Origin of the sequence: Roseomonas chloroacetimidivorans, from assembly GCF_049629625.1 — a bacterium.
In the GTDB taxonomy this organism is placed as follows: Bacteria; Pseudomonadota; Alphaproteobacteria; order Acetobacterales; family Acetobacteraceae; genus Roseomonas; species Roseomonas chloroacetimidivorans.
This window is the reverse complement of sequence record NZ_JBNBZS010000011.1, coordinates 50,751-64,005: the sequence shown is the minus strand read 5'-3', so window position 1 is coordinate 64,005 and position 13,255 is coordinate 50,751. Positions and strand designations below refer to the sequence as shown.

12 protein-coding genes and 1 pseudogene are annotated in these 13,255 nt (G+C 68.1%); 4 read left to right on the top strand and 9 right to left on the bottom strand.

All coding sequences use genetic code 11. The features are described from left to right. Window positions 1-5: 5 nt before the first annotated feature. Window positions 6-638, bottom strand: coding sequence for a CvpA family protein (locus ACO1BU_RS10130; protein WP_424135816.1), 633 nt, complete (start codon window positions 636-638; stop codon window positions 6-8). A gap of 316 nt (window positions 639-954) precedes the next feature. Here ACO1BU_RS10130 and ACO1BU_RS10125 point away from each other — a divergent pair, with 316 nt between their 5' ends. After that, window positions 955-2,757, top strand: coding sequence for an ABC transporter ATP-binding protein (locus ACO1BU_RS10125; RefSeq protein ID WP_424135815.1), 1,803 nt, complete (start codon window positions 955-957; stop codon window positions 2,755-2,757). Window positions 2,758-2,798: 41 nt separating this feature from the next. Here ACO1BU_RS10125 and radA read toward each other — a convergent pair whose 3' ends face one another. Together radA and ACO1BU_RS10115 are read right to left on the bottom strand one after the other, a co-directional pair. After that, on the bottom strand, window positions 2,799-4,238 hold the full coding sequence (gene radA / locus ACO1BU_RS10120; RefSeq protein ID WP_424135814.1) for a DNA repair protein RadA: 1,440 nt from the start codon (window positions 4,236-4,238) through the stop codon (window positions 2,799-2,801). Between the two features lie 102 nt (window positions 4,239-4,340). Further along, on the bottom strand, window positions 4,341-5,687 hold the full coding sequence (locus ACO1BU_RS10115) for a chloride channel protein (protein WP_424135813.1): 1,347 nt from the start codon (window positions 5,685-5,687) through the stop codon (window positions 4,341-4,343). A 223-nt stretch (window positions 5,688-5,910) separates the two neighbouring features. Between ACO1BU_RS10115 and ACO1BU_RS10110 the strand changes: the two genes are divergently transcribed. Continuing rightward, window positions 5,911-6,168, top strand: a complete 258-nt coding sequence (locus ACO1BU_RS10110) for an MAPEG family protein (RefSeq protein ID WP_424135812.1) — start codon at window positions 5,911-5,913, stop codon at window positions 6,166-6,168. Between the two features lie 40 nt (window positions 6,169-6,208). On the opposite strand, the pseudogene ACO1BU_RS10105 reads toward ACO1BU_RS10110, so the two are convergent. Next, a pseudogene (locus ACO1BU_RS10105) lies at window positions 6,209-6,586 on the bottom strand (spore photoproduct lyase family protein); the annotation flags it as partial. After that, window positions 6,576-7,640 (bottom strand): spore photoproduct lyase family protein, encoded by a 1,065-nt coding sequence (locus ACO1BU_RS10100; RefSeq protein ID WP_424135811.1) that lies wholly within the window; start codon window positions 7,638-7,640, stop codon window positions 6,576-6,578. The gene ACO1BU_RS10100 and the pseudogene ACO1BU_RS10105, both read right to left, overlap by 11 nt. A gap of 167 nt (window positions 7,641-7,807) precedes the next feature. Here ACO1BU_RS10100 and ACO1BU_RS10095 point away from each other — a divergent pair, with 167 nt between their 5' ends. Both ACO1BU_RS10095 and ACO1BU_RS10090 read left to right on the top strand, forming a co-directional pair. After that, window positions 7,808-8,185: a hypothetical protein gene (locus ACO1BU_RS10095; RefSeq protein WP_424135810.1), complete on the top strand. Its 378-nt coding sequence runs from the start codon at window positions 7,808-7,810 to the stop codon at window positions 8,183-8,185. 142 nt (window positions 8,186-8,327) lie between these two features. Next, window positions 8,328-8,903, top strand: coding sequence for a cytochrome b (locus tag ACO1BU_RS10090; RefSeq protein WP_424135809.1), 576 nt, complete (start codon window positions 8,328-8,330; stop codon window positions 8,901-8,903). Between the two features lie 163 nt (window positions 8,904-9,066). Here ACO1BU_RS10090 and ACO1BU_RS10085 read toward each other — a convergent pair whose 3' ends face one another. From ACO1BU_RS10085 to ACO1BU_RS10070, 4 genes are read right to left on the bottom strand one after another with little or no spacing between them, the layout of a single operon-like run. Then, window positions 9,067-9,834, bottom strand: a complete 768-nt coding sequence (locus ACO1BU_RS10085; RefSeq protein WP_424135808.1) for an ABC transporter ATP-binding protein — start codon at window positions 9,832-9,834, stop codon at window positions 9,067-9,069. A gap of 31 nt (window positions 9,835-9,865) precedes the next feature. Further along, window positions 9,866-10,669 carry an MlaE family ABC transporter permease gene (locus ACO1BU_RS10080; protein WP_424135807.1) on the bottom strand — a complete coding sequence of 268 codons (804 nt, stop codon included), beginning with the start codon at window positions 10,667-10,669 and terminating at the stop codon, window positions 9,866-9,868. After that, window positions 10,666-11,739 carry an alanine racemase gene (gene alr, locus ACO1BU_RS10075; protein WP_424135806.1) on the bottom strand — a complete coding sequence of 358 codons (1,074 nt, stop codon included), beginning with the start codon at window positions 11,737-11,739 and terminating at the stop codon, window positions 10,666-10,668. Before alr ends, ACO1BU_RS10080 begins: the two co-directional genes overlap by 4 nt. Further along, complete coding sequence (locus tag ACO1BU_RS10070; protein ID WP_424135969.1) at window positions 11,732-13,246, bottom strand: replicative DNA helicase; 1,515 nt, start codon at window positions 13,244-13,246, stop codon at window positions 11,732-11,734. Before ACO1BU_RS10070 ends, alr begins: the two co-directional genes overlap by 8 nt. Between the last annotated feature and the right edge of the window lie 9 nt (window positions 13,247-13,255).

The following is a 13,255-nucleotide window of genomic DNA, read 5'->3' as shown; positions in this document are numbered from 1 at the left end:
GGGGATCAGATCCGGTTGCGCGCGGGAGGGCGCAACAGCTCCTCGGCGGTGGGGGACCGGCCCGAGGGGGGATCGGGCAGTCGGGGGCGGTACTGGGTGGGCAGCTGTGCGTTCAGCCAGGCGGCGCCGTCGGCGATCAGGGGCAGGCTGCGGGCCTGGCGGACCGGCTCCGGCCAGATATCCGTGTTCGGAACGAAGGCTCCGGCTGCGATATAGGCAACCAGGATCACGATCACACCCCGCCCGAGGCCGAAGACGATGCCCAGCGCACGGTCCACGCCGCCCAGGACGGAGTTTCGCACCGCACGGGCGATCAGCGCGATGACGATCTTCAGGATGATGAGGGTGACGATGAAGACCGCGGCCAGGGCGGCAATATCGGCCATCCATTCCTGGGGAAACATGTTGGCGAAGAGGCCGCGCGTGCCATTCAGCATGTAGAAGGCGAAGAACAGGGCCCCGGCCCAGGCCCCGACGCCCAGCACCTCCCGGACCAGGCCGCGCATGTAGCCGATGACGCCCGAGACGGCGATCAGCGCAAGGAAGACAGCATCGACCCAGGTCATCGGTGCCGGGGTATAGCGATGGTGCGGCGCGGCGTCACGCTTCGGTGGCCCCGGCCGTTGCGGGGGAGGCATGTGGCGGGGCCATGGAGTGGCCTCCGTGTCACCGGCCCAGGCCTCCGGAACGTGAATTGCCGCTGGTTCAGGAATGTTCCTATGGTGCGCCGTTACATTCCCGGAGCAGGAGGGCCGCCATGACTGATCCGCGTCATCCGCAGGCGGCCGTTTTGCTGGGCGGCCAGCCGGGCCTGCCGCCCGGCGATAGCCGCTAGGTCGGCCGCGGCGCCCGCCGCCGACCCTTCCTCCAGTCTTTCCAACCTTCAGGGACCGCCGCCCATGGCGGCCTTGTCCCTTCACCAAGGGCCGCCCGCATCACGGGCGGTATGCGTTCGTGACTGCCGATAAAAAACGCGCAGAGCCGTTCCGCGCCGTCCTTCTCTTCCTCTGGCGGCACTGGCGCCGCCATCCCGCCCTGCTGGCCGCGACCACCGGCGGCATGGCGCTGGCCACCATGGCCGACCTGCTGGTGCCGATCTTCGCGGGCCGGATCGTCGACGCGATCACCCGTGCCGGGGAGATCGGGCGCGAGGCGGCCCTGGCCGAGTCCCTCCGGTCGCTGGGCGTGCTGGCGCTGCTCGGCCTGTCGGTGATGGGCCTGCGGGCCGGCGCCTTCATGGCCATCATTGGCCTGACCTTGCGGATCATGTCCGCTACGGCGGCCGAGGCCTTCCACCGCGTTCAGCGCTTCTCCTCGGACTGGCATGCCAACAGCTTCGCCGGCTCCACCGTGCGCCGGATCAGCCGGGGCATGTGGGCGATCGACCTGCTGGACGACACGATCTTCATCGCCCTGCTGCCCTCCGCCCTCGTGCTGCTGGGGGCCACGCTGTTGCTGGGCTGGCGATGGCCGCTGATGGGGGCGCTGGTGGCGGTGGGGGGCATCCTCTACGTGGTGCTGACCGTCACCCTTTCGCTGCGGCTGGTGGCGCCCGCCGCTCGCCTCTCCAATGCCTGGGATACGAGGCTGGGTGGGGCCATGGCGGATGCCATCGGCGCCAATGCCGTGGTGAAGGCCTTTGGCGCCGAGGCGCGGGAGGATGCGCGGCTTAGCGGCATTGCCGCGAAATGGAGCCGCCGCACGGCCCGCACCTGGCGGCGGGGCACGGCTTCGGATGCCGTGCAGACCCTGACCATGCTGGCGCTCCGCGTCACCATCATCGGCGCCGCGCTCTGGCTGTGGTGGCGAGACCGGGCGAGCGCGGGCGACCTGGCCACGGTGCTGACCATGTTCTTCACCGTGCAGGGCTATCTGCGGGATGTTGGCCATCACATCAGCAACCTCCAGCGCAGCGTGAACGAGATGGAGGAGCTGGTCGCCCTGCACGATACCCCGCTGGGGGTGGAGGACCGGCCCGATGCCCGCCCCATCGCGATCACCCGTGGGGAGATCGCCTTCGAGCACGTCACCTTCCGCTATGGCGGGCATTCCACGCCGCTTTACCATGACCTGAACATCCGGATCCGGGCAGGGGAGAGCGTCGGGCTGGTGGGGCCCTCGGGTTCAGGCAAGACGACGCTGGTGAAGCTTATCCAGCGCCTGCATGACGTGACCGAGGGGCGCGTGGCCATCGACGGGCAGGATGTGCGCGCGGCCACCCAGGCTTCGCTGCGGGCGAACATTGCCATCGTTCAGCAGGAGCCGGTGCTGTTCCACCGGTCGCTCGCCGAGAACATCGCCTATGCCCGCCCCGGCGCGACCATGGAGGAAATCCGCCGCGCCGCCGCCCTGGCCAATGCGGATGATTTCATCCAGCGCCTGCCGCGCGGCTACGCCACGCTGGTGGGGGAACGGGGGGTGAAGCTCTCGGGCGGAGAGCGTCAGCGCGTGGCCCTGGCACGGGCCTTCCTGGCCGACGCCCCCATTCTCATCCTGGACGAAGCCACCTCCGCCCTCGATTCAGAGAGCGAGGCCGCGATCCAGGAGGCCATGGGCCGTCTGCTGAAAGGCCGGACTTCCATCGTCATCGCCCACCGCCTTTCCACCGTGAGGGCAATGGACCGGATCCTCGTCTTCCAGCGTGGGGCTGTGGTGGAGGAAGGACGGCACGACACGCTGGTGGCTCGTCCCGGCGGGCTCTACCGGCGGCTTTTCGAGCGACAGGCGCTGGAGCTGAGCGCGGGGCTGGGAGAGTAGGCGGACTCCGGGAAAGGCAAAGGCTCAGCCAGGGGCCACCCTCACTCCGCCTCAACCTCTTCCGGTTTCGCCTTCGGCTTTTGCGCCGGCCTGGGCCGCGACCCCGCGGCGAAGGGCGCCACGAGGTCGGCGAGGTGTCCGATCTCGCTCAGACGCAGCCCGTCCGGCGCCGATAGCGCGCGGCCGCCGCGGGCGACGCGGCGGGGCAGGGTGGCGGCGGAGAAGCCGAGCTTGGCGGCCTCCCGCAGGCGGAGTTCGGTCTGGGCGACCTGGCGGATTTCACCGGACAGGCCGACTTCCCCGAAGAAGACCATGTCGGGTGCGCACGGGCGGTCCGTGGCGGCGCTGACCAGGGCGGCGGCCACGGCAAGGTCGGCGGCCGGTTCGTTGATTCGCAGGCCACCGGCGATGTTCAGATAGACATCGTTCATGCCCAGCGTCATGCGGCAGCGGCTCTCCAGCACGGCCAGCAGCATGGCAAGGCGGCCGGAATCCCAGCCCACCACCTGCCGCCGCGGGCTGCCGCCGGCGGAGGGGGAGAGAAGGGCCTGAACCTCCACCAGCACGGGGCGCGTGCCCTCCAGCCCCGCGAAAACCGCCGAGCCCGAGACATTGCCGCGGCGCTCCGCGAGGAAAAGGGCGGAGGGGTTGGACACCTCGGCGAGGCCGGTCTCCGTCATTTCGAAGACGCCGATCTCGTCGGTCGCGCCGAAGCGGTTCTTGGTGGCGCGCATGATGCGGAACTGGTGGCCGCGATCCCCTTCGAAATAGAGGGTGGCGTCCACCATGTGCTCCAGCACGCGGGGGCCGGCGAGGGTGCCTTCCTTGGTGACATGGCCAACCAGAACGAGGGCAAAGCCCTTGGACTTGGCGAGCCTGCCCAGCTCTGCGGCACAGGCGCGGACCTGGCTGACGGTGCCGGGGGCGGAATCGAGGCTGTCCAGCCAGACGGTCTGGATGGAGTCCATGATCACCAGCCCAGCGTCACGCTCCTCCTCTAGGCTGGCAAGGATGTCGCGCAGCGAGGTGGCGGCGGCGAGGCCGAGCGGGGCGCCGGAGACGCCGAGGCGCAATGCGCGGAGGCGGACCTGCTCGATGGCCTCCTCACCCGACACATAGAGGGTGCGCTTGCCCGATTCGGCCACGCGGGCGGCAGCCTGGAGCAGGATGGTGGACTTGCCGATGCCGGGATCGCCGCCGACCAGCACGACCGAACCCGGGACGAAGCCGCCGCCCAGCACCCGGTCCAACTCCTCGATGCCGGTGCGGGTGCGGGGCGGGGGGGCGGCCCGGCCCTTGAGGGCGACGAACTCCACCTTGCGGCCGCCAACCGCGGCGGTCTTGGCCGGGCCAGGGGCGCGGGCTTCCACCACCTCCTCGGATAAGGTGTTCCAATCGCCGCAGCCCTCGCACTTGCCCTGCCACTTCGGGTGGACGGTGCCGCAGGATTGGCAGACGAAGCGGTGGGTGGGTTTCGCCAAGGGAGGCCCGATCAGGAACGAAACGTGGACATGTCGGATGTAGCGCGGGGCGGACCCAGTTAGAAGGGGCGACGCCGCGCGGGGGCGGTCAGGGCGCCATGATCAGGCGGAGGGCTCGGCCGTCCTGGGCAGGCGGGCCTTTTCCGCCGCCACGAAGTTGCGGGCCAGCGCGTGATAGACTCCCTCCGGGCAGACCAGCCGGGATGTCGCGAAGCCGATGAGGGAAGCCAGCATCAGCGGCACGACGAGCCCGTGGTTGTCCGTCATCTCCGCGACGATGACGAAGGCGGTGATGGGCGCCTGCACCACGCCGGAGAAGTAGGCCACCATCCCCAGCACGACGAGCGCCTGGGCCGGTGCGCCAGGCATAAGCGCCGCCATATTCGCGCCCAGGCCGGCGCCCACCGAGAGCGAGGGGGCGAAGATGCCGCCGGGGATGCCGCTGACCGAGGAGACGATCGTCGCGACCAGCTTGAGCAGGCCGAAGCTGCCGGGAACCTCGCCTTCGCCCTGCACGAGGGCGTGCGCCTGGGCGTAGCCCGTGCCGTAGATGGTGCCGCCCGAGAACAGGCCGCAAAGAGCGACCGCCAGCCCGCAGGCCGTGGCGAACAGGATGGGATGGCCCTTGATCGCCGTGCCCAGCCGGCCCGGCAGGCCGCTGCCGAACAGGATCATGATGCGGCTGAAGCCGCCACCGAGCAGCCCGCCGACCACGCCAAGGATCGGGACGGCCAGCCAACCCTGGATGGAGCCGCCCAGCACCGCGCCCGTGGTGCCGAAATAGGTGTAGTCGCCCTGCAGCACGAGCGAGGTGAGGCCGGCTGCGATGACGGCGCCGATAATAATCGCGCTGGTCCGTGTTTCGAAGGAGCGGCTCATCTCCTCAATCCCGAAGACGATGCCGGCAAGGGGCGTATTGAAGGCGGCTGCCACGCCGGCGCTTGCCCCGGCCAGGATCAGCCCGGGCTGGCGCCGGGGCGAGAGGCGGCCAACGGCAAACATGATGGATGCGCCCACCTGAACGGTCGGGCCCTCTCGCCCGATCGAGGCGCCGCAGAGAAGGCCGAGAACGAGCAGCAGCGCCTTGCCCAGGGCGATGCGCAGCGACACCAAGCGTTCCCGCGCCGCCAGGCCGTGGAGATGGCGCGCGGCGATGGCCTGCGGGATGCCGCTGCCTCCGGAATTCGGGAACCAGCTTCGGGCAATCCAACTGGATGCCGCGAAGCCCAGCGGTGTGAGCACCAAGGCGACGAGCGGAGAATGGGTGACCAGGGACTCGAACAAGTGGCTTGCGTGATCCGCCGCGATGGCGATGCCGACGGCCGCCGCGCCAACCACGATGCCGCCCAGCACGAACAGGGCCGCGTTCCGCCAGCGGCCGGTCGCGACCCGCAGCTTGCGCGTCCGCCTGAGGGTGAGCGGCAGGGCAATGCGGGATCTGATCGGCACGAGTTGGCGTTCCTCCGGGCCTGGTAAAGCGGGGCAACTGGCAAGTGTCCCCCTCAGGTCCGAGTAGGCTTCGGGGTCTCGCATCGCAAGCCGCTCGGGGCGCGCTTCCCGCCTTTCATGCTGCATGGCGCTTCATGCCCCTGCGGGTGCGGATACCGGGGGGCTTCCCGAGGACCGGCCAGTTGTGATTGCGTTGCCGGCAAGAAACATAATGAGGCGCGCGATGACCCCGGAACTTCGCTGGCTGGCCTGGAGCGTGGTGCTGGGCCTCGTGCAAATCGTGCTCGCCGCAGCGACGACGACCCGGCAGCGGCCTGGTGGGCTGCAATGGGCGACGGGTGCGCGGGATGCCCCGCAGGCGGAGCCGAGCGGCCTTGCGGGGCGGCTGACACGCGCCTGGAAGAATTTCGCCGAGACCTTCCCGTTCTTTGCCGCCGCTGTGCTGGCTGCCCATCTGGCGGGGCGGCATTGCGCGACGTGACCTGGCCCTGGCCAAGCAGGGGCGGCAAGGCGGCCAGGATCTCCGGCAGGTTGGCATAGGCGCGGATGATGGGCGGGCCGGCCAGGGAGCCCGCGAGATAGCAGTAGGAGCAATGGGCCGGGCAGCCCTCAGCCAGGTCGAAGCGCCAATCCGCGCTGGGTGGAATGGGCTGCGGCTTGCGGCGGCTGGGGGAGGCGACCACCACGGCCATGGTGGTCTTGGCATCGCGGTAATTGTCGGGAAGGCCGGTCAGGCGGTCGGCCTTCAACCGAACGATCTCGGTGCCAAGCGCGGCGGCGCGTTCGGCCATGGCCTCGCCCTGGGGCCAGGAGAGAGCAGAAGGGGTGATCAGGAGCCGCTTCGGCTTCCAGAGCGGGTGCGGGCGGACCGGTGTCTCCAGCACGGCGTCAGAAGGCATAGCGTACCCGGCAATAGGGCATGCGGGCGGCCAGCAGCTCCTTGAAGCGCTGGAGCCAGCGGCCCTTCCAGCCCGTGCGGTAGCGCAGATTCACGCCGCCTGCCTCGGAAACCTTCTCCTCCTGGATATCGGGGCGCCAGAGCAGCTCCTCCGCCTTCGGGTGCCAGGCGAGATTGACCTCATGCAGGCCCTGATTGTGGGTCAGCATAATGATCTCGGCTGCGAGCTGGTCCTTCACGGCGGTGGGCAGCACGTCGTCAAGTTCGGCGAAGAGCTCGCCCCATTCCGCTTCCCATCCCTCCCGCAAGACAACGGGGGAGAAGTTCAGATGCACCTCATAGCCGGCGCGGTGCAGTTCGGGGATCGCGGCGATGCGCTCCGCCACGGGGGAGGTGCGGACATCCAGCAACTTTGCCATGGCGGGCGGCATCAGGGAGATGCGGATGCGCGTGCGGCCCCTCGGGTCATAATCCAGCAGGTCGGGGTTCACCCATTTCGTCGCGAAACTGCCCTTGGCATTGGGCAGGGTGCGGAACAGGGCGACGAGGTCGCGGACATTGTCAGAGATCAGCGCATCCACTGAGAGATCGCCGTTCTCGCCGAGGTCATAGACCCAGTCGTGCGGGTCCACCTGGTTCGGCTCAGGCTTGGCGCCCTGGCGGGCAGCGTGGCGGGCGATGGCTGCTGTCATGTCCTCGATATTGACGAAGACGCTGATGGGGTTTGCGTGACCCTTGTGGCGGGCGACATAGCAATAGGCACAGGCCATGGCGCAGCCATTGGAGGATGAGGGCGCGATGAAATCCGCGCTGCGGCCGTTCGGGCGAAAGGCGAGGCCCTTCTTCACGCCGAGCACCAGGGATTGCCGCTTGGCACGCAGATAGTCCCCCGGGTCACCCTCCCGAAGTTCCGGGATGCGCCAGTGGGAGGCGACCGGCACGCGCTCGGCCCCTGGAAAGCGGGCGAGGATCTCCCGTCCGCGCGCATAGGTCTCCACGGCGGGTTCCAGATAGATCCGGGCGATGTCGAGCAGGGCAGGCGGTGGGCCGTTCATTTCATCGGAGATATGGGGGCGCCGCCGCGGATGGACAGGCATCAGCCGGGCATCACGGGCGAGGAAAAGCACGGTCGAAAGTAAAGGGGCGGCCGGAAGTAAAGAGTGTTGCTGTCGGAGGGGCCGCAGCCATGGTGTAACCCTGCTCGGAGGATTTGGAGAGCAGGGTGAACGAGAAGCCTTCGAGGCCGATCGACTTAAATGTGGTGAATAACGGGACAGGGTTGCTGGTCACCCCCGCCCTGACCGAGCCTTTCATCCTGACGACCAAGGCCGTGGATGGGTTGATCCGGGCGCTGATCGGCCTGAGGGCGGGGATGGTTCCGGCCCATGCGCCGCCTGAGCCAGGGGGTGGCATCCAGGCGCTTGTGCATGAGCACATGCAGTGGGCCGTTCAGCCCAATTCTAGCGGCGGCATCACCCTTCTCGTGCTGCATCCGGGGGCGGGCTGGATCGCCCTGCCATTGGACCTGACCGGTTCGAAGCGGATGCTGGCGCGCATGGCCCAGTGCCTTCCGGCCCCTGGCTCAACAGCCAAGAACTAAATCGTTGCCGTGATGTTTGAAGTCGCGGGATTCCTGCGAGCCGCGCGGACGGAGCTTTGCCGTCCGTGATGCGTCAAAGGGAAGGGCTGGGTTACCTTCCAACCGCATGGGCAGAGCCCGCCCGAGGGAGGTAGCGATGATCATGGGTGGAAGCTCTGGACGCATCGGAAGGGCCCAGGCAGAGCGAGAGCCACCGCTTCGCTACGGTGCGGTATCGCGTGCTTTCCATTGGGCCACCGTGGCGCTGGTGCTCACGGCCGCCAGCTTTGGTCTCTGGATCGCCCATGCCCGGCCGGATGACGAGGCATTCAAGCTCGCCCTCTACAACATCCATGAGAGCATCGGCGTGACGATCTGGGCCGTGACCCTCGCGCGCCTCGCCTGGCGCCTCGGCCATCCGCCCCCACCTCTTCCTGCCGACCTGCCCCGCGCATTGGCCTTTGCTGCGCGCGCCAACCACACCGCCTTTTATGTCTGGCTGCTGAGCATGCCGGTGGTCGGCTTCGTTGCTACGAATGCCTGGGGCTTTCCATTCAGCTGGTTCGGCCTGATTCCGCTGCCAGACCCGGTCGGAAAGAACGTGCCGCTGGCCGAGACCCTTACCCTCATCCACCGCCTGATGGCATGGAGTCTGATCGGCATGATCGTCCTGCACGTCGCCGGGGCATTGTGGCACCAGTTCATCCGCCGCGACGGCACGCTACGGAAGATGCTCTAGGCCAAATCTTTGCAGGCCGAAGGCGCTGCTTCGAAAAACCGCGGTCCGTACCTCGGAGACCCTCAGGCGCATGATCGGGCGGCTGATCGAAACCTGCATGCCCGATGAGTGCTGCAACGACCTCGCCAACTCAGGCAACGCGGCCGATCAAACTGGAGGCGCTCTAGCGCCGCAACTCCATAGCGATCGGTCCTTCGCGATCGCCATGCGCGAACTGATCCACCATGGCGTTGCCGGTTTCGCCCAGCGTCGCGGCGGGGCCGGTCCAGACAATCTTTCCCTTATGGATCATGGCCGCGTCATCCCCGATGCGGCGGGCGCTGGCCATGTCATGGGTGATGGTCACGGCCGTGGCGCCGAGGCGGCGGACACAGTCCACGATCAGCCCATCGATCACCGCGCCCATGATGGGGTCGAGGCCCGTGGTGGGCTCGTCGAAGAAGATGATCTCGGGTTCGGCAGCAATGGCGCGGGCCAGGGCAACGCGCTTTTGCATGCCGCCCGACAGTTCGGAGGGGGGAAGATCACCGACGCTGGCGTCCAGACCCACGGCGGCCAGGGCCTCGGCGGCCTTGTCACGCGCCTTCGCCCTGCTGATGCGGTTCTGGGCCAGGAGCTTGAAGCAGACATTCTCCCAGACCGGGAGGCTGTCGAAGAGGGCGCCGTTCTGGAAGAGCATGCCGGTGCGGTCGAGCACCGCCTCGCGCTCCCGCGCGGACATGGCCAGCAGGTTGCGGCCGTCGATCTCGATCAGCCCGGCATCGGGCTGGATGAGGCCGAGAATGCATTTGACGGTGACGGATTTGCCGGAGCCGGAGCCGCCGAGGATCACCATGGACCGGCCGGGCATGATGTCGAGGTCCACGCCGTCCAGCACCATCTTGGGGCCGAAGGACTTTCTCAGGCCGCGCAGGCGGATCTTGGGCGTCATGCGCCGCCCCCCGATTCAGGGCCGGATGCGATCATCGGGCGAAGAACGCTTCGGTCAGCACGTAGTCGAGGGCGAGAATAAGAATAGAGGAAGCAACCACGGCCATTGTGGTGGCCGAGCCGACGCCCTGCGCGCCACCGCGGGAGGTGTAGCCGCACCAGGTGCCCATCAGGGCCACGATGAAGCCGAAGACCGCCGCCTTCGCCAGGCCGCTGACCACGTCCATCCATTGCAGGAAGTTGAGCGTGGATTGGAGATAGCCGGCGCTGGAAAAGCCCAGCTTCAGGGTACCGATCAGGTAGCCGCCCATGACGCCCAGCACATCCGCCACCAGCACCAGGAGCGGCATGGCCAGGATGGCGGCCAGCAGGCGCGGGGTGACCAGATATTTCATCGGGTCGGTGGAGAGGGTGGTGAGGGCGTCGATCTGGTCGGTGACGCGCATGGTCCCGATTTCGGCGGCGAAGGCGGCGCCGATGCGGCCTGAGACCATCAGCCCGGCCAGGACGGGGCCAAGTTCCCGGGTTATGGAAAGAACGACCACATTCGCCACCGCCCCTTCCGCCCCGAAACGGGAGAAGCCGGAATAGGATTGCAGCGCCAGCACCATGCCCGTGAAGACCGCCGTCAGCCCCACAACGGGCAGCGAGAAATAGGCGATCTCCAGGAAGGCGCGGAGGAAAAGACGGAAGTGGAAGGGCGGGCGGACGAGGTGGCTCAGCCCCTCCAGCGCGAAGAGGGCAATGGCGCCCGTGGCGCGGCATAGCGAGATGGCGGCACGGCCAAGGGCCGCCACCCAGTCCAGGGGCTTCAGGGCAAGCGAGGCGGTGGTCACGCGGCCTTCACATAGGCGCGGCGATAGCGGGCCCCCAGGGAGGTCAGGATTTCATAGCCGATCGTGCCTGCCCAGGCGGCCAGATCGTCCGCGGAGTTGCCGGGGCCGATCAGCTCGATCATCGAGCCGGCGGCAATGGCGGGATGGTCGGTCACGTCGAAGGTGATGAGATCCATGGATATCCGGCCGACCAGGGGAACGTCCTGCGAGTGGTGACGGGCCACGGCGCGGCCGGAGAGAGACCTCAGATAGCCATCTGCATAGCCCGCGGCAACGGTTGCGATCCGGGAGGGGCGCTGGGCGACCCAGGTGGCGCCATAGCCGACAGGCGTGCCGGCCGGAATCTCCCTGACCTGAAGCACAGGGGCGGCCAGCCGGATCGTGGGGCGCATGGGGTTTGGGCGGCCGGGGGCCGGGTTCAGGCCATAGATGGCGCAGCCGGGCCGGGCGAGGTCGGAGGCGAAGTCACGCCCGAGGAAGAGGCCGGATGAATTGGCGAAGGAGGCGGGGGTGGCCGGAAGGCGCCGGCGGGCGGCGCCGAAGCGGGCGGCCTGTTCGGCATTCAGCGGGTGGCCGGGCTCATCCGCGCAGGCCAGGTGGGTCATGACATAGAGAAGATGGATGCCCCGCAACGGCGAGAGGTCGTCAGCCAGGCGGGTCAGCTCATCCGGGGAAAGGCCGAGGCGGGCCATGCCGGTGTCGATATGCAGGATGGCGTCGCGCCCCGTGCCAGACCAGGCCGCGACGTCGCCAGGCGAGTTGAGCACGGGGGTGAGGGCGGCGTCTTCGTCCTGTCCGGGACGGAAGCCGTTCAGCACGGCCACCATGGGGCCAGGGCCGATGGCGGCCCGGACCTCCATACCCTCTGCCAGATGGGCGACGAAGAAGTGCCGGCAACCGGCACTGGCCAGGGCCGGTGCGACCCGGGCGGCGCCCAGCCCATAGGCATCGGCCTTGACCGCCGCCCCTGTATCCCGCCCCCCCAGCTCGGCGTGGCGGGCTCGGAGGGCGGCCCAGTTGGCAGTGATGGCGTCGAGATCAACCGTCAGGACGCCAGACGTCTCATTCATAACTGTCTTGGTCGTGCGTCTGGTCGAGGTCGCCGAACCGGGTGAACTCACCCTCGAAGAACAGCCGGATTGTGCCGGTGGGGCCGTGGCGCTGCTTGGCGACGATCAGCTCGGCCTTGTTATGGGCCTGCTCCATGTCCTTCTGCCATTTGTCCAGCGCCTCGGTGTACTTCTCCTGGTTGTCGAAGTTCAGTTCCTTCGGCATGCGCTGGGCCAGGTAATATTCGTCGCGATAGACGAACATCACCACGTCGGCGTCCTGCTCGATCGATCCGGATTCACGAAGGTCGGCGAGCTGCGGCCGCTTATCCTCGCGACTTTCCACCTGGCGGGAGAGCTGGGAGAGGGCGATGACGGGAACCGAGAGTTCCTTGGCGATGGCCTTGAGGCCCTGGGTGATCTGGCTGATTTCCTGCACGCGGTTCTCGGGCCGGGTGCCCGCGGCGGGGCGCATCAGCTGGAGATAGTCCACGATGATGAGGCTCAGCCCCTTGGTCCGCATCAGCCGGCGGCAGCGGGTGCGCAGCGCTGAGATGGTGATGGCCGGGGTATCGTCGATGTAGAGCGGCAGGCTCGCCAGTTCGCGGCTCACTTCCACGAATTTGTCGAAGTCTCGCTGGGCGATGTCCCCGCGGCGGATGCGGTCGCCCGAAACACGTGACTGCTCCGAGAGAATACGGGTGGCGAGCTGGTCGGCGCTCATTTCAAGGGAGAAGATGGCGACACCGCCGCGGACGACCGCGTTCGGATCCTTCTCCTGCGCTTCCCGAATCACCGCCTTGGCGGCGCCGAATCCGATTTTCACCGCGAGCGCGGTCTTACCCATGGCGGGGCGGCCGGCAAGAATCAGAAGGTCCGACGGGTGCAGGCCGCCGAGCTTGCTGTCCACGTCCCGAAGCCCGGTGGAAAGGCCGGAGACGCCGCCCGGGGTGCTGAAGGCGCGCTCAGCCAGCTCCACCGCCGCGGTCAGTGCCTTCTCGAAGCTGACCATTCCGCCTTCGGTGGTGCCGTCGGTGGCCAGATTGAACAGGGCCTGCTCGGCGGCTTCCAGCTGGGCCTTGCCGTCCAGCTCCGGCTCCGCCCCGAAGGCGCGGTTCACCACCTCCTCGCCGAGATCCACGAGCTGGCGGCGCAGGTAGCAGTCATAGACGACCCGGCCATATTCGCCGGCATTGATGATGCCGACCATGGCCGTGAGGAGCTGCGTCAGATAGGCCGGGCCGCCCACCTCATCGAGCACGCCGGAATGCTCGAATTCCGCGCGCAGGGTGACGACATCGGCCAACTGGCCGGCCTCGATGCGCCGCTGGATCGAATGATAGATCCGGCCGTGGATCGGATCCGCGAAGTGTTCCGATGCGAGGAACTCGGAGACGCGCTCATAGGCCTTGTTGTTGGCCAGGAGCGCGCCGAGCAGCGCCTGCTCTGCCTCGATATTCGAGGGGGGCAGGCGCTGGGAAAGGCCGAGCACGCCGTTGCCGGCTGGCTCCGCCCCTGGCGGGAGCATCGCGTCGAA